Annotated in this window: 17 protein-coding genes; 3 read left to right on the top strand and 14 right to left on the bottom strand. The window is 57.7% G+C overall.

The window, feature by feature from the left end; all coding sequences use genetic code 11:
- Positions 1-3: 3 nt before the first annotated feature.
- From FOY96_RS20600 to FOY96_RS20550, 11 genes are all read right to left on the bottom strand, one after another.
- Positions 4-1,695, bottom strand: a complete 1,692-nt coding sequence (locus FOY96_RS20600; protein WP_143347663.1) for a glycosyltransferase family 2 protein — start codon at positions 1,693-1,695, stop codon at positions 4-6.
- A complete protein-coding gene (locus tag FOY96_RS20595) occupies positions 1,686-2,039 on the bottom strand; it encodes an ApeI family dehydratase (protein WP_033146841.1) in 354 nt (117 codons plus the stop codon). The genes FOY96_RS20600 and FOY96_RS20595 overlap by 10 nt, the downstream gene beginning before the upstream one ends.
- A complete protein-coding gene (locus tag FOY96_RS20590) occupies positions 2,026-3,387 on the bottom strand; it encodes an AMP-binding protein (RefSeq protein ID WP_143347662.1) in 1,362 nt (453 codons plus the stop codon). The genes FOY96_RS20595 and FOY96_RS20590 overlap by 14 nt, the downstream gene beginning before the upstream one ends.
- Positions 3,380-3,967 (bottom strand): COG4648 family protein, encoded by a 588-nt coding sequence (locus FOY96_RS20585; RefSeq protein WP_143347661.1) that lies wholly within the window; start codon positions 3,965-3,967, stop codon positions 3,380-3,382. The genes FOY96_RS20590 and FOY96_RS20585 overlap by 8 nt, the downstream gene beginning before the upstream one ends.
- Positions 3,968-3,973: 6 nt before the next feature.
- Entirely contained in the window at positions 3,974-4,225 is a 252-nt protein-coding gene (locus FOY96_RS20580; RefSeq protein ID WP_024908875.1) for an acyl carrier protein, read from the bottom strand.
- A gap of 10 nt (positions 4,226-4,235) precedes the next feature.
- A complete protein-coding gene (locus FOY96_RS20575; protein WP_008503081.1) occupies positions 4,236-4,493 on the bottom strand; it encodes a phosphopantetheine-binding protein in 258 nt (85 codons plus the stop codon).
- The gene (locus tag FOY96_RS20570) at positions 4,474-5,289 is read right to left on the bottom strand and encodes a lysophospholipid acyltransferase family protein (protein WP_033146839.1); all 816 of its coding nucleotides are present in this window, start codon (positions 5,287-5,289) and stop codon (positions 4,474-4,476) included. Before FOY96_RS20570 ends, FOY96_RS20575 begins: the two co-directional genes overlap by 20 nt.
- Positions 5,286-6,008 carry a beta-ketoacyl synthase chain length factor gene (locus FOY96_RS20565; RefSeq protein ID WP_143347660.1) on the bottom strand — a complete coding sequence of 241 codons (723 nt, stop codon included), beginning with the start codon at positions 6,006-6,008 and terminating at the stop codon, positions 5,286-5,288. The genes FOY96_RS20570 and FOY96_RS20565 overlap by 4 nt, the downstream gene beginning before the upstream one ends.
- Before the next feature lie 66 nt (positions 6,009-6,074).
- Complete coding sequence (locus FOY96_RS20560) at positions 6,075-7,139, bottom strand: methyltransferase (RefSeq protein WP_143347659.1); 1,065 nt, start codon at positions 7,137-7,139, stop codon at positions 6,075-6,077.
- A gap of 69 nt (positions 7,140-7,208) precedes the next feature.
- The gene (locus tag FOY96_RS20555) at positions 7,209-7,598 is read right to left on the bottom strand and encodes a lipoprotein (RefSeq protein ID WP_023309518.1); all 390 of its coding nucleotides are present in this window, start codon (positions 7,596-7,598) and stop codon (positions 7,209-7,211) included.
- A 337-nt stretch (positions 7,599-7,935) separates the two neighbouring features.
- The gene (locus tag FOY96_RS20550; protein ID WP_032662225.1) at positions 7,936-8,985 is read right to left on the bottom strand and encodes an AI-2E family transporter; all 1,050 of its coding nucleotides are present in this window, start codon (positions 8,983-8,985) and stop codon (positions 7,936-7,938) included.
- A 145-nt stretch (positions 8,986-9,130) separates the two neighbouring features.
- Between FOY96_RS20550 and FOY96_RS20545 the strand changes: the two genes are divergently transcribed.
- Positions 9,131-10,348 carry an MFS transporter gene (locus tag FOY96_RS20545; protein WP_143347658.1) on the top strand — a complete coding sequence of 406 codons (1,218 nt, stop codon included), beginning with the start codon at positions 9,131-9,133 and terminating at the stop codon, positions 10,346-10,348.
- Positions 10,349-10,352: 4 nt separating this feature from the next.
- Here FOY96_RS20545 and FOY96_RS20540 read toward each other — a convergent pair whose 3' ends face one another.
- Both FOY96_RS20540 and FOY96_RS20535 read right to left on the bottom strand, forming a co-directional pair.
- On the bottom strand, positions 10,353-10,910 hold the full coding sequence (locus FOY96_RS20540) for a DcrB family lipoprotein (RefSeq protein WP_023309515.1): 558 nt from the start codon (positions 10,908-10,910) through the stop codon (positions 10,353-10,355).
- Positions 10,911-10,982: 72 nt separating this feature from the next.
- Positions 10,983-11,648, bottom strand: a complete 666-nt coding sequence (locus FOY96_RS20535) for a 7-cyano-7-deazaguanine/7-aminomethyl-7-deazaguanine transporter (protein ID WP_143347657.1) — start codon at positions 11,646-11,648, stop codon at positions 10,983-10,985.
- A gap of 167 nt (positions 11,649-11,815) precedes the next feature.
- On the opposite strand from FOY96_RS20535, the gene tusA reads away from it, so the two are divergent.
- Entirely contained in the window at positions 11,816-12,058 is a 243-nt protein-coding gene (gene tusA / locus FOY96_RS20530; protein WP_008503071.1) for a sulfurtransferase TusA, read from the top strand.
- Positions 12,059-12,211: 153 nt separating this feature from the next.
- Here tusA and yhgN read toward each other — a convergent pair whose 3' ends face one another.
- Positions 12,212-12,805, bottom strand: coding sequence for an NAAT family transporter YhgN (yhgN, locus tag FOY96_RS20525; RefSeq protein WP_003861574.1), 594 nt, complete (start codon positions 12,803-12,805; stop codon positions 12,212-12,214).
- 179 nt (positions 12,806-12,984) lie between these two features.
- Here yhgN and asd point away from each other — a divergent pair, with 179 nt between their 5' ends.
- A complete protein-coding gene (gene asd / locus FOY96_RS20520) occupies positions 12,985-14,088 on the top strand; it encodes an aspartate-semialdehyde dehydrogenase (protein WP_032662235.1) in 1,104 nt (367 codons plus the stop codon).
- The last annotated feature ends 210 nt before the right edge of the window (positions 14,089-14,298 follow it).

The following is a 14,298-nucleotide window of genomic DNA, read 5'->3' as shown; positions in this document are numbered from 1 at the left end:
CCTTTACTCCTTCTCTCTGGACTCTGGCAGATGCCAGAAATCGAAAAAATTAAACCAGTCGAGCGGCGACATGAGGGCGTAATGCTCCAGCCGCTGCGCGTAGCGATCGACGGTCTCCTGCAACGCCTGCTGGCGTTCGCCGCGCGGCAGGCGCAGCGGGTCGGCAAACGGTTCGCTGTGCAGGACGAGCTTACCCTGCTGGCGCAGGGCAAAAATCAGCACCACCGGGCAGCGCAGGATGGAGGCCAGGATAAACGGCCCCTGTGGGAATGGCGCTGGCTGGCCCATGAACGGGCTCCAGATCACCCGCCACTCGCCGCCACGCTGCGGATTCACCGCGATGCGGTCGCCCACAATCGCGACCCATTCTCCCCGCTCAAGCTTCTCTTTGATGGCAATCGCGGTGTCCGGGCCGATGTCGGTAACCGACATCAAATTCACGCCCGCCTGGGGCGCCATTTCGCTCATGATTTGCTTAAAGCGCCGGGCGTTTTCGCTGAAGACCAGGGCGGTGATAGTTTTGCTGCCGTCCAGCTGGGCCAGCGCCCGGCAGGCCTCTACGTCGCCAAGATGCGAGGCCAGCAGCAGCTTGCCCTGCGGCGCCGCGATATTAAGCGTTTCGCTCGCGCCGGGGGCAAAGACCACGTCGCGATCAAACTGCAGCTCACCGCGCCAGCTGGCGACTTTATCCAGCATCGCGTTGCCGAAGCGCATGAAATGGAAAAAGCTGTTGAGCCGCGGGGGAACGGGTATGTTCCGCTGACGCAGTTCTTGCTTCACTCTCCCAATCCACTGCCGCGAGGCCTGCCGCGCCGGACGTGCGATAAGCCAGTACACGCCGATGACCGGCCACAGCAGCACGGTAAAGGCCCGCCGCCCCATCAGCTTCCAGACGCGCAGCATCAGGCGCATGCCCCACAGGCCTTTGACCTCGTCCTGCTGCGCCCAGTGCTGGCGGCGTCGACGGAAAAGCAGGCCGGGCATGCGGGGCAGCATGCCGAAGAACAGCCGGGTATGCATTAGGGAGATCCGCACGTTATCTTTTAACGCGTCGAAGTGGGACAACCCGTCCTGCGGGTAGGTGACGCGGGTCGGCAGAAAGACGCTGGTGTTACCCTGCCAGTAAAGACGGACCATCACTTCGGTGTCAAAGTCCATCCGTTTGCCGAGCGTTTCACGCGCTGCCAGGCGCAGCGTGGGCGAGACCGGGTAGACCCGAAAGCCGCACATGCTGTCTTTAAGCTGCAGGGATAAGGTCTCAATCCACACCCAGACGTGGGTTACCCAGCGTCCGTAGAGTCGCGAGCGCGGAATGGAATCATCGTAAATGGGCTGGCCGGAAATCAGCGCGTCCGGGTGGCGCTCCGCCAGCGCCAGCAGTTTGGGGATATCTTCGATGGCGTGTTGACCGTCCGCGTCCACCTGCACGGCATGGGTATAGCCCGCGCGCGCGCACTCCTCCAGCCCCCTGATGACCGCGGCACCTTTTCCGGCGTTTTGCGCCAGGCGGACCAGCGTTACCTGCGGCTGCTCCGCCGCCAGGCGCTCGAGCTCCTGACGGGTGCTCGCTTCGCTGCCGTCATCCACCACTAGGCACGGCAGGCCGAACGGTGCCAGACGCGACAGCACGCGGGCGATCATGGCGCCGTGGTTGTAGCACGGGATCAGCACGCAGGGGCGGAAGATTACTGACATAGCCGAATTTTCCCGCTGCTGGCGGTATGGCGCTCCGCCCCGGCGTGACGCTGGTAGCTGAAGGTCAGCATCTGACGTTCGGCATGCCACTCAAGCACCAGCGTCACCGTGGTTTCCGGCAGCAGAGGCGCCTGGAACTTCACGTTTTGTATGCTGTGAAAGCGGTAGCCCGGCGCCAGTAACGTCGTGGCGTAGTGCATCACCCAGTCAAGCTGCGCAACGCCGGGCAGCAGCGGTTGTACGGCAAAATGGCCCTGAAACCAGAACAGCGCCGCGTCGAGATGCAAAATGATTTCCAGCTTCTCCGGCTGTGTCTGGTGGCGCTCAATTTCATGAATTTTCATGAAATAACTCCTCTAGCTGCGCATAGACACGCTTGTTCATACTGTTTACCGGCATTTCATCGACAATGCGCCAGTAGCGCGGAACGGCGACCGGCTCAAGCCACGGCAGCAGGGCGCGACGCCAGGCGAACTCCTGCGCTTTTTTATCCTGCATATAGCCGCGCTGGCGAACCGCTTCATCCAGGACCAGCAGTGCGCCAATCCCCTGACGGCCTCCGCGCGTGACCGGTAGCGCAGCCGCTTCGCAAATGCCGTCGAGCTCCAGCAGGCGACGTTCGATCTCGTTAAGCGAGATGCGCTTTTCTTCAATTTTGACCACCCGCCCGCGACGACCGGCGATGCTGAATAGCCCCTCGCTGTCGAAGTGCAGGATATCGTCCAGCTGGAGTCCTTCAGCCTCGTGGATCAGTGGCGACGTGACGCGACAGGCGTCATCTTCCTGATGGAAGATAACGCCGGGGAAGGCCAGCCACGGGACGTTATCCTGCTGGCGATGGCGCCAGGCGAGGATGCCGGTTTCGGTGCTGCCATAAATTTCATCCGGGCAGATGTTAAGCCAGCCCGCGGTGGTGGAAACGTCACACCACGGCAGCATTCCGCCTGCTGAAATCAGCATTCTGACGGGCGGCGCGGGCAGCTCCGTATCCAGGCGCTTCAGGAACGCCGGGCTGCTGATGAACAGGTAATGCCGGTCATGAGGAAGGGCGGCCAGCTGCTCGGCGTAGTAGAGCATCGCGGCATGCAGCGGCAGGCCCAGCGCCATCGGCAAGACGATGCGGAATGTCAGGCCGTACAGATGTTGCGGTACGACCGAGGCGACAATGCTACAGCCGGTCAGCCGCTCGCCGAAGCGGTCAGCCAGCAGACGGGCTTCGCGATCCAGGCTGACGATGTGCTTAATCACCCGGCGCGGGGTACCCGTTGAGCCGGAGGTGAACAGTTCAACGAAGCGGCTTTCGTCAATGGCCGGCAGGGGCGCCCAGCGGCGAGCGGTCTGATGGCTGGAGGCCACCACAATCAGCTTGCCATGGAAATCGAGAGAGCGATCGCTCAGAACGCCGCTAAACAACGCCTGCTGTTCTTCAAGCTGCGAGACGCGGCTATGGCCGGGGATGACCGGCGTTTTACCGGCGTGCAGCGAGGCCAGCAGCGCAACGATAAACAGGTAGCTGTTTTCAAAGCACAGCGCCCAGCGCTCGCCTTCCTGCTGATGCAGAGTGTCGACCAGCAAGGTCACGTCGTGGCGCAGCTGGCCCAGCGTCCAGGTACGATCGTCAAGCCAGGCAACGGGCATGTCATCAGGGCGGGGCGCGTTTAACCACTGGCCCAGCGGAAGGGGATTAGTCATTGTGCATCTCTTTTTTTATCACCCGCTGGCGCACCAGCCACTCGGTCGCCATCAGCGTTCCCATCAGGATGTAGGCCACCATACCGTTCCACAGCGTCCACAGATGCATGTCGCCGTGGAGCACGGTGAACAGCGCCATCGCGCCGTTTCCGATGAAAAAGCCGCACCAGACGAGGGTCACCTTGCGGGTATAGCGCACGCCCTCCGGGGGCAGGTTTGGCTCGCGCAAGCGCGCCAGCCGTTCGACCAGCGGCATCGCGGTCCACAGTGAACCGCCGAACACGGCCAGCATCACAAGGTTGACGACCACCGGGTAGAACAGCAGCCACTGGTGGGTTTTCAGCAGGTAGCTTGCCGCGCAGAGCACGATGCCCGCGAGCGCGACGCACTGCACCACATACCGCATCGGGCCAGCGTTCCGCCGCGCCTGGCGCAGCCGCAGCAGCAATACCAGCGCCATCACCGGCAACAGCCACTGCAGGCTGTTGTGCGTCAGCCCAAATCCAATCAGGAAGGGCCACGCCAGCAGCATCAGCCCCGTCAGCAGTGGGATGACCGGGAACGTCCGTCCACCACGCACGACGTCTTACTCTTCGCGCAGAAGCTGTTCGACGGCGTCTACCACATCCTGAACGGTACGAACCGACTTGAAGGTTTCCGGCTTGATTTTCTTGCCCGTTTTCTTCTGCAGATGAACAATCATGTCCACCGCATCAATGCTGTCCAGCTCCAGGTCTTCGTAAAGACGGGCTTCGGGCGTAATGTCCTGCGGGTCGATTTCAAAGAGCTTGGTCAGAAGGCCGCAGACTTCCTGATAAATGGTTTCTTGTTCAGTCATCGTTTACATCTCAGGCGCGTTGAGCGTTGATAAAGGACGCCAGCGTGGCGACGGAAAAGAAGTGCTGGCGCATCTCTTCGCTTTCGGCAGAAAGCACCACGCCATACTGGTTTTTTACCGCCAGACCCAGTTCCAGCGCGTCAATGGAGTCCAGACCCAGCCCATCGCCAAACAGCGCGGCATCGGTATCAATATCCTCTGCGGTAAGCTCGTCCAGATTCAGCGTGGTGATAATGAGATTCTTAATTTCAAGATAAAGCGCTTGCATCATTAATTCCTGACAAAGATTGAAGGCCTGATGTTAATCGATGCTGCAGATGCCGGTTTAACTGCCTTGCCGCCAGCGCCGGTTCTTGTTCATTTGCATCGTAAAATTCGTCGATGTTCACGCGGTCGCGGACATCCACGGTGAAAACAGGTTTTTCTGGCGGTACATCATACCAGTGACTTTTTTTATCCAGCAGGTGTTCGCTACAGTGGATCAGCACCACCCGCAGATCGCTGTTACAGCGCACGGCGATATTTGCCGCGCCGCGCTGGAGGGAGATAGCCTCGCCAAACCGGGTACGCGTGCCTTCCGGGAAGATTAACAGCGTGTCGCCCTGAGCCAGACGCTGCTGGCTGGCCGCGAGCAGGGGCTCGGCTTCGCTGTTAATCAGATAATCCGCCGCGCGGATAACGCCGCTGACAAAGGGATTGCGCAGCAGCGCGCTTTTCACCAGACAGTCGGTTTCGGGCATCACCGACGCCAGAATCACGTAGTCAATTAACGTGGGGTGGTTAGCCACCACCAGACAACCCCGATCGCTGCGCAGCGCGTCAAGATTGTGAATGCGATAGTCCAGTACGCCGAGGCCGCGCGCAACGGTCAGGAAGAAGCGGAAGCTGGCCGCAATGCTGCGACGCGCCAGGCGGCGACGGCTGGCGCGGTCGCGCTGGACGATCAGCAGCAGGTTGAACCAGACCAGCGACAGCAGCAGCCCGCCCACGCCAAACAGCGCGAAGCAGAAGCCGGTCATCACCAGACGCCATAACCAGTTGATACGGGCAGCCAGGCGGTTCATGCGCGCGTCCATTGCCACAGCAAACGTTCGCCGGGCACCGCAAACTGACGTTCCTCGCTGAGATAGCGCTGCAGGAACATCAGGCTTTGCGGCAGGGCGGGTTCTTCACCCGTGCTGCCGCTGCGGGTTTCACACTGCATTCCGTTGCCGGATTCAATCACCAGCGCCAGCGCGTAGGGCCAGGTGGGCATCTGCGGCGGTAGCGCCGGATGGTAAAATTCCGGCAGCGCGCCGTCAAAATCGACCAGCAGGACGCGGGAATAGCCCGCATGCAGCAGGCTCAGCACTTCACATAGGGCCTGCTGGAAGGTGTCCAGCCCGGCAGAAATGGATGACGAGACGATGGCCTGGCGTGCGGTGATCGTGAGATTACCGACCGCGGAATTGTGCACGGACATCGCGAAGTCGGTGGGTGAAACGGACTGCCCGGTCGCCAGAGCATGCAGAATACGGTAGTTGCGCTCCAGCTCGCCGTGGCGGCTGGAATAGACGACGGCATCAATGGCGTGGTTTTGCAGCATGGCCAGACCAATATCCACCGCCAGCTTACTGCCTGAATTGAGGCGGCGCGCGGTCATCATGGGTAAAGCGGTCAGGCGGGGAAGCGGGGCCGCTGGGTCAACGGCCAGCTGCAGGCGCGACCATGCCTGCCAATCTGTGGCATCGCTGAGTCCTGGCGCTCTCGCCTGCCAGTCGATAATGTTCAGTGAAAATTTCATCTACGCGCGTCCGCGAAAAAAACCGTATTCAAAGGGCAGACTGGTCCACCCGGCAGCTAAGCTGCTCTATTGTTCACGTTTGGTGCATATCAGCAGGGTATGACCGACCCCAAGGTTGTCCAGCCGCTGTTCAACGCTGAAACCTGCGCTCTCCAGGTAGCGATAGAACTTCTCTACGCTGTAAAACCGGCTATTGCCATTCGCCATACAGGTGAAATAGAGCGAGGTGGCATTCAGGCTGAAAGAGGCTGCTTCAAATTTCTGAGCATCCCAGAAAAGCTCCATGATGCACAAACGTGCGCCTGGCTTCATGGCCTGTGCGACGCGCGTCAGCATGGCGACAATCTGATCCGGAGAGAAACAATCCAGGAACTGGCTCATCCACCAGACGTCGGCGTCACCCGGCAATGTTGCTGGGCTAAGCATATCGACAGCATGGAATGCAATACGATGAGAAAAACCTGCTTTTGCGATGTTTTCCTGCGCCAGCGCTATCTGCTGCGGCAGATCGAGGATCGTCACGGCAACATTTTTGTCATAGCGGCAGCAGCGTAACGACCATTTACCCGTATTTCCGCCCACATCGTACAATTTTGTCGGCGAGCTTGCGAATATATATGGCAACGCAGCGTCAAAAGCGGCGTCAGAATAGTAATGATCGAAGGCGAACCAGCTCTCTTTCGCCGGAGCAGGTAATTGGGATAACGCCGGGTAGATGGTTGGCCAGTTGCCAAACACGGCTAATCCGGCAGGTTTTTCCTCCTGCAGGGCGTCCGCCAGGTGAAATAGCCCCTGATAACAAACGTCCTGGGTGAAATCCATATTTACGCGGGTCATTTCGTCGTGCAGTAAAAAATGGCCCACTTTCGCCAGGAAATAACGTCCATTCTGTTGGGTAACAATTCGACCGCTTAATCCCATATCCAGCAGTACGCTGACGCCATAGCTGCCGAGCGTGCTGTGTTCGGTTATTTCGTCGAGGCTTGCCCCCGCTTTACCTTGTTTATCGAGCCAGGCGAGAACGCCTGAGTTACGCAGACAAAGCGCAGTCTGGAATAACATCGGGGCAAAGGCGATGCGTTGCGCTTCGGTAATGGCATCCAGTGCGCTGAGTGTGTCCTTTTCGTACATTCCTGCGTAACCTTTGAGGCTAATAAAAAGAGGTTATCGGGCCATACGCGGCCCGACTTTAGAAAAATATTACAGCGCGGCGCCAGCGGAGAGGTTCAGCTGAATATCGTGGTCGAGGTTATTTACCCAACGGTTATAATTTTTGTGAATTTTACCGTCTGCCGCTTTCAGGTTAAGGCTGTTTTCATAGTTGATTGAATAGCTTGTGGCCGTGTACGGAATACTTACCTGGACGGAGTGATCGCGTGACTGCAGACGCCCCTTAATCATTCCCGGGCCGGTTTCCGTCATGATCCAGTCGCGTTTTTGGCCTGCTTTCAAAATTGCCGTTTTTACCTGATCGGCAGTATGGCCCGCGCTTACAATAGAGTGAACCTGAGCAATTGGGGCGGTACGCGCACAGCCTGCCAGTGCGCCAACGAATACGGCAGCAGCACACCATTTAACGATCTTTTTCATCAACAACTCCATATCAATAATAACAATTAAAGGTAGTGTTTTTTACAAATAATATTCATCCGGCTTTTTGTTATCGCTGGGTGTATTTTTTAATCAATATTAATGTTTACATTACGTTGACGCGAAGACGGGCATAATAACATGGAAAATAAATAAGAATTTCATTTTTTATAATTTGCGTTAAATCATGAGTTGCGTTTCAACGTAATGCGCGCGGCGTAATTAAAAACAGAATGAGTATCGCCTTAACGCAAATAAAAATACCGCGACGGATTAGGGACGCGGTAATTTACGGTGTATTACTGACGGTTTAAACCTACCTGTACAGGTAGGTCGGTTAGCCGGGTAACCGGCTTTTCGGCCTCCCCGGCCCGAGCAGGATCGCCAGCTTGCTGCCGCCTTTGGTGGTTTCCATCCAGATTTTACATACGCTGGTCAGGGGGACCGACAGCAGCATACCGACCGGGCCCAGCAGCCATCCCCAAACCAGTAAGGATAAAAACACCACCAGCGTCGACATGCCCAGACGGTGTCCCATCATGCGCGGTTCAAGAATATTGCCCAGCACCATATGCACGACGAGGAACAGCGCGCCGACCAGCATGCATTCGTAGAAACCGTTAAACAGAAACGCCTGAATCATCGGCGGCACGGCGGAAAGCACCGCGCCAATATTGGGCACGTAGTTCAGCAGAAAGGCCAGCACGCCCCACATCAGCGCGAACTGCACGTCCATCAGCATCAGCCCCAGCCAGACAATCACCCCGGTCCAGACGCTCAGGAGCGTTTTCAGCGCCAGATATTTGGAGACGCCCTTCAGGGCCCGGTGTAACCCGGCAATGTGAATTTGCGGATTGTTCAGCGCAAAGCGCAGCTTATAGGGGACGTGGCGGACTTCGAACAGCATAAACACAACGGTCATGACCAGCAGCAGAATGCTGGCCATCGCGCCGGAAAGCCCCGTCATCAAGGTGGTGGCGTAGGTCATGACCTTCTCGGAGTCCATCCTGCGCAGCATCCGTTCGGGTGAGATATGCAGATTGAGGAATGGCACCATCTCCTGCAGCGCGACAATTTTACGCGTCAGCTCTTTGTTGTACTGCGGCAGCATGGTGGAGAATTCGCTCAGCGATGCCGCCAGCACGCCGAAGAGCGCCGTCAGTCCAATCAGCATGACAATAACCACGATGGTGATGGCTACCGGACGGCTGACGCCCCGGCGTAAAAACCAGGTGACCAGAGGATTAAGCACGATGGCAAAAAAGAGCGCCAGCAGGAGCTGAACAATAATGTCAGCGGCAGCATGGATACCCGCAAGGATAACCACCAGACAGGCGAGTTTTAATAAGATGTGGAGTCCTGCTTTGTCGGACGGGTTAGCGATCATGCGTGTTCCTTAATATGATGACCCGATAAGTGTAGTGCCCGGGCTTCGCTTCGTCTGGCACCGTTAATCTGAAAGTCGGGGCTGATTTTCTTATTGCGCCGTGGTAATAGTGAAACACTGTTGTAAAAAATCCAGGTAGAACCCCATGCCCGAACCTGCCGCTGAACCGGCACTGAGCGGACTGCGCCTCAATCTGCGCATCGTTTCCGTTGTTATTTTCAACTTTGCCAGCTATCTGACCATTGGCCTGCCGCTGGCGGTCCTGCCGGGCTATGTCCATGACGTGATGGGCTTCAGCGCCTTCTGGGCGGGGCTGGTGATTAGCCTGCAATATTTCGCCACGCTCCTCAGCCGCCCGCATGCCGGGCGCTACGCGGACGCGTTCGGTCCAAAAAGCATCGTGGTGGTGGGACTGTGCGGCTGTTTCCTCAGTGGCCTGAGCTACCTGCTGGCTGCCACCACCAGCCACTGGCCGCTGGTCAGCCTGGCGCTGCTCTGCCTGGGCCGCGTTATTCTTGGCATCGGGCAAAGTCTGGCGGGAACCGGCTCGACGCTGTGGGGCGTGGGTGTGGTAGGCGCGCCGCACATTGGCCGGGTGATCTCCTGGAACGGGATTGTCACCTACGGTGCGATGGCGCTCGGAGCGCCGCTCGGCGTGGCCTGCTATGCGCTTGGCGGGCTGTATGGGCTTTCCATCACCATTATGGCGGTCGCGCTGCTGGCAATCCTCTTTGCGCTGCCGCGTCCGAAAGTGAAGGCCAGCAAAGGCAAGCCGCTGCCGTTTCGGGCGGTGCTGGGGCGCGTCTGGCCGTACGGTATGGCCCTGGCGCTGGCGACCACCGGCTTCGGCGTGATTGCGACCTTCATTACCCTGTTCTACGACGCCAAAGGCTGGGACGGCGCAGCCTTTGCGTTAACCCTGTTCAGCTGTGCGTTTGTTGGCGCCCGCCTGCTTTTCCCTAACGGCATCAACCGTCTTGGCGGGCTGAATGTGGCGATGATCTGCTTTGCGATAGAGATTGTCGGGCTGCTGCTGACCGGAATTGCGATGGTGCCCTGGGTCGCGAAAGTGGGCGTGTTCCTCGCGGGGGCAGGCTTTTCCCTGGTCTTCCCGGCGCTGGGCGTGGTGGCGGTAAAAGCCGTGCCACAGCAGAATCAGGGGGCGGCGCTGGCGACCTATACGGTGTTTATGGATATGTCTTTAGGCATTACCGGCCCGCTGGCGGGGCTGGTGATGTCCTGGGCAGGGGTTCCGGTGATCTATCTCGCCGCGGCGGGTCTGGTGGTGATTGCCCTGCTGCTGACGTGGCGGCTAAAAAAATGGCCCCCGGTGCAGGCACCGGAGGCCACGTCATCGTCGTGAAGCGTTACTGGATCACGATGGTGTTAATGATGTTTTCAGCAGCCGTCTGCGCTTTCTGCTGATCTTCTGCTGGCAGGGTGATCTGCAGGGTCAGCAGTTTGTTATCAACCTTGCCCAGCACCACAGAAGAGTAGGCGGTCTGGCCTTTTGCGGAGATGATGCTGTCGAGCTGTTGCAGCGTGTGGCCTTTCAGCTCGATGGATTTATTGGTCACGACCTGCAGCTGCGGATCGCGGCCGCGCTGCTGATCTTCCAGACGTTTGGACAGGACGGCCAGGTCTTCGCTGGTGTCGTCGCCCACAATCACAATGACCGCTTTCTGCCCGGTTGCATCGGAGTAAACGTGCATGTTATTTGCCTGGGTGCCCAGCTTGCCGCTCTGATCGGTCATATCGGCTGGCAGAGAGAAGCTGAGTTTGCCATCCATCAGATTCACCGGCTGGCCGGTCGCGTTGCTCTCTGCGGATGCGCCCTGAGCAGGCGTTTTCGTGTCGCTGTTATCACAGGCTGCAAGACCCACAACCAGCAGGCCAATCCCGACATATTTAACCAGATTGCGCATTGACTTCTTCCTTTCGATAAACGGCCATAACGGCTCATTCGCTCATCTTATCACAACTGATAAAGCGAACCCTTAACCAGCCTGCAATGCCGTGATTTCAGATTTATCTGCCAGCCTTTTCAGCAGCATATTGAGCAGCACGCCGTACATCGGCAGGAAGAACACAATGCTGATAAGGACCTTGAAGCAGTAGTCCACCAGCGCGATTTCCATCCAGTGTTCGGCCATGAACGCATCCGGGCTGCACCAGAAGGCAATGAAGAAGAAGGCCAGCGTATCGCTCACGTTACCAAACAGCGTGGAGGCGGTTGGCGCCATCCACCAGCGATGATTCTGACGCAGGCGGTTAAACACATGCACGTCGAGGATCTGCCCCAGCGCGTAGGCCATAAAGCTTGCCGCGGCGATACGGGCAACAAACAGGTTGAAGTGGGTTAACGCCTCAAAGCCCTGCCAGCTTCCCATATAAAACAGTGACGAAACCACGTACGAGATGAACAGCGCCGGGAGCATGACCGAAAAAATAATACGGCGAGCCAGCGGTGCGCCAAAGATACGCACGGTCAAATCCGTCGCGAGGAAAATAAACGGGAAGCTGAATGCGCCCCAGGTGGTATGAAAACCAAAGATGGAGATCGGGAGCTGCACCAGATAGTTGCTGGAGGTGATCACCAGCAAATGGAAAAGCGAAAGCCAGAACAACGCTTTTACGCGCTGTGATTCAGAAAACGACGTCATATTGTGACCTTTTTATACGTTGGGGTGAGGGAACCCAATAAAAACCGCAGCATGATACTGCTTTGGCAGGACATTGCAATGGTTAGTTTTTACGCAATCGTTAACCTGGTTTGCATTGATCGCAACCGGGCGTAAACTACAGCCGTTTTTACCAGACCGAGAAGACCATGACCGACCTGTTTTCCAGCCCAGACCACACTCTTGATGCCCAGGGCCTTCGCTGCCCGGAACCGGTAATGATGGTACGTAAGACCGTGCGCAACATGCAGACCGGTGAAACGCTGCTGATTATTGCCGACGACCCGGCCACGACCCGCGATATTCCCGGCTTTTGTACCTTTATGGAGCATGAGCTGGTGGCACAGCAGACCGAGGCGCTGCCGTACCGGTATTTGATTCGTAAGGGTTAGATGGGCTGGCGTTGCTGTAGGTCGGGTAAGGCGAAGCCGCTACCCGACGAATATGTGTCCTCTGCGGCCTGATGCCCTCACCCCGCCCCTCTCCCACGGGGAGAGGGTGCAAACACTAAAAACGGCAATCTTTGATTGCCGTTTTGCATTTACCTAGCCTTTCATCCACGCGCGGATCCCGTCCAGGAACATCTGCGTTGCCATCATCACCAGAATCAGCCCCATCAGGCGTTCCAGCGCGTTCACCCCTTTCTCACCCAGCAGGCGCAGGAACAGCGACGACTGCAGCAGGATAATAAACGTCCCGCCCCAGGCGATCAGCAGGGCAATCACCAGATGGCTCATCTGGTTCGGATACTGATGCGACAGCAGCATCAGCGTGGCCAGAATGGTCGGCCCGGCGACGAGTGGAATCGCCAGCGGCACGATAAACGGCTCTTCACCCGCGGGCAGGCCGCTGCTGCTGCCTTCCGCGCTCGGGAAAATCATCTTAATGGCAATCAGGAACAGAATAATCCCGCCGGAAATCGAAACGGTTTCGGCGCGCAGGTTCAGGAACGCGAGAATTTTTTCACCGGCAAACAGGAAGATAAACATCACCAGCAGGGCGATGAGCAGCTCGCGGATCATGATCGCCCGGCGGCGCTTCGGCTCGGTGTGCTTCAGCACCGACATGAAGATAGGCAGGTTTCCCAGTGGATCCATAATCAGGATCAATAAAACCGCCGCGGAAATGATTTCACTCATCTTTAAATTATCCCTGATACTTAGTAGTGTTATTCCGATGATTAGCGCTTTTTCTGATTGCCGGGCAATCATCGATTAATTTCGCTTGCGACTTTGGCAGCATTTTGTAATGTGAAGCATATCCCAGTTCAATACTGGCTTGCACAATCAGCACACACCCTCAGCAGGAAAAAAATGCTATGAAAAACGTTGGTTTTATCGGCTGGCGCGGTATGGTCGGCTCTGTACTCATGCAACGCATGGTTGAAGAGCGCGATTTCGACGCTATCCGCCCGGTCTTCTTCTCCACTTCCCAGCTCGGCCAGGCTGCTCCGTCCTTTGGTGGTACCACAGGCACGTTGCAGGATGCTTACGATCTGGAAGCGCTGAAGGCACTCGACATTATTGTGACGTGCCAGGGCGGCGATTATACCAACGAAATCTATCCAAAGCTGCGTGAAAGCGGCTGGCAGGGCTACTGGATTGACGCGGCCTCTTCGCTGCGCATGAAAGACGATGCCATCATCATTCTCGACCCGGTGAACCAGGGCGTCATCACCGACGGCCTGAACAACGGCGTGAAAACCTTTGTCGGCGGTAACTGCACCGTCAGCCTGATGCTGATGTCCCTCGGCGGCCTGTTCGCGCAGGATCTGGTGGAGTGGGTCTCCGTGGCGACCTACCAGGCGGCGTCCGGCGGCGGCGCGCGTCATATGCGCGAGCTGCTGACCCAGATGGGCCAGCTGCACCACAGTGTCGCAACCGAGCTGGCAAACCCGGCGTCCGCGATCCTTGATATCGAACGTAAGGTCACTCAGCTGACCCGCAGCGGCGAGCTGCCGGTGGACAACTTCGGCGTACCGCTGGCCGGTGGTCTGATCCCATGGATCGACAAACAGCTGGATAACGGCCAGACCCGCGAAGAGTGGAAGGGCCAGGCTGAGACCAATAAAATCCTCGCGACCGCGAACACCATTCCGGTTGACGGTCTGTGCGTGCGTATCGGCGCGCTGCGCTGCCACAGCCAGGCCTTCACCATTAAACTGAAAAAAGATGTGTCTATTCCGACCGTGGAAGAGCTGCTGGCCGCGCACAACCCGTGGGCGAAAGTGGTGCCAAACGATCGCGATATCACCATGCGCGAGCTGACCCCGGCTGCCGTTACCGGCACGCTGACCACGCCGGTTGGCCGTCTGCGCAAGCTGAACATGGGGCCGGAGTACCTCTCCGCGTTCACCGTCGGCGACCAGCTCCTGTGGGGCGCCGCCGAGCCGCTGCGCCGCATGCTGCGCCAGCTGGCGTAATAATTTGTTAACTACCGGGGGTGATTTTCACCCCTTTTTTTTGCGTACTACATGGAGTAACACGCGTATGTCTTATTTTTTATCAGGAGTCATCTAGAGCGTTGGCTATGCTTTAAGGAAGAGTCATTTCTTACCTGAGGTTCGAACGGAGCAGAATGGATGCACATTTTTGTGCTGTCCCGTTCAGGTCACATTAAAAGTCGTCCCGGA

Origin of the sequence: Enterobacter asburiae, assembly GCF_007035645.1 — a bacterium.
GTDB lineage: Bacteria > Pseudomonadota > Gammaproteobacteria > Enterobacterales > Enterobacteriaceae > Enterobacter > Enterobacter asburiae_B.
Note: the sequence above shows the minus strand (reverse complement) of the source record. Positions and strands in the feature narration are given on the sequence as shown.

What these genes read in the sequence shown, in the direction of transcription:
- FOY96_RS20600 (WP_143347663.1), bottom strand. Translation starts at nt 1,695, where the DNA reads ATGTCAGTAATCTTCCGCCCCTGCGTGCTGATCCCGTGCTACAACCAC.
- FOY96_RS20595 (WP_033146841.1), bottom strand. Translation starts at nt 2,039, where the DNA reads ATGAAAATTCATGAAATTGAGCGCCACCAGACACAGCCGGAGAAGCTG.
- FOY96_RS20590 (WP_143347662.1), bottom strand. Translation starts at nt 3,387, where the DNA reads ATGACTAATCCCCTTCCGCTGGGCCAGTGGTTAAACGCGCCCCGCCCT.
- FOY96_RS20580 (WP_024908875.1), bottom strand. Translation starts at nt 4,225, where the DNA reads ATGACTGAACAAGAAACCATTTATCAGGAAGTCTGCGGCCTTCTGACC.
- FOY96_RS20575 (WP_008503081.1), bottom strand. Translation starts at nt 4,493, where the DNA reads ATGCAAGCGCTTTATCTTGAAATTAAGAATCTCATTATCACCACGCTG.
- FOY96_RS20570 (WP_033146839.1), bottom strand. Translation starts at nt 5,289, where the DNA reads ATGAACCGCCTGGCTGCCCGTATCAACTGGTTATGGCGTCTGGTGATG.
- FOY96_RS20565 (WP_143347660.1), bottom strand. Translation starts at nt 6,008, where the DNA reads ATGAAATTTTCACTGAACATTATCGACTGGCAGGCGAGAGCGCCAGGA.
- FOY96_RS20560 (WP_143347659.1), bottom strand. Translation starts at nt 7,139, where the DNA reads ATGTACGAAAAGGACACACTCAGCGCACTGGATGCCATTACCGAAGCG.
- FOY96_RS20555 (WP_023309518.1), bottom strand. Translation starts at nt 7,598, where the DNA reads ATGAAAAAGATCGTTAAATGGTGTGCTGCTGCCGTATTCGTTGGCGCA.
- FOY96_RS20550 (WP_032662225.1), bottom strand. Translation starts at nt 8,985, where the DNA reads ATGATCGCTAACCCGTCCGACAAAGCAGGACTCCACATCTTATTAAAA.
- FOY96_RS20545 (WP_143347658.1), top strand. Translation starts at nt 9,131, where the DNA reads ATGCCCGAACCTGCCGCTGAACCGGCACTGAGCGGACTGCGCCTCAAT.
- FOY96_RS20540 (WP_023309515.1), bottom strand. Translation starts at nt 10,910, where the DNA reads ATGCGCAATCTGGTTAAATATGTCGGGATTGGCCTGCTGGTTGTGGGT.
- FOY96_RS20535 (WP_143347657.1), bottom strand. Translation starts at nt 11,648, where the DNA reads ATGACGTCGTTTTCTGAATCACAGCGCGTAAAAGCGTTGTTCTGGCTT.
- tusA (WP_008503071.1), top strand. Translation starts at nt 11,816, where the DNA reads ATGACCGACCTGTTTTCCAGCCCAGACCACACTCTTGATGCCCAGGGC.
- yhgN (WP_003861574.1), bottom strand. Translation starts at nt 12,805, where the DNA reads ATGAGTGAAATCATTTCCGCGGCGGTTTTATTGATCCTGATTATGGAT.
- asd (WP_032662235.1), top strand. Translation starts at nt 12,985, where the DNA reads ATGAAAAACGTTGGTTTTATCGGCTGGCGCGGTATGGTCGGCTCTGTA.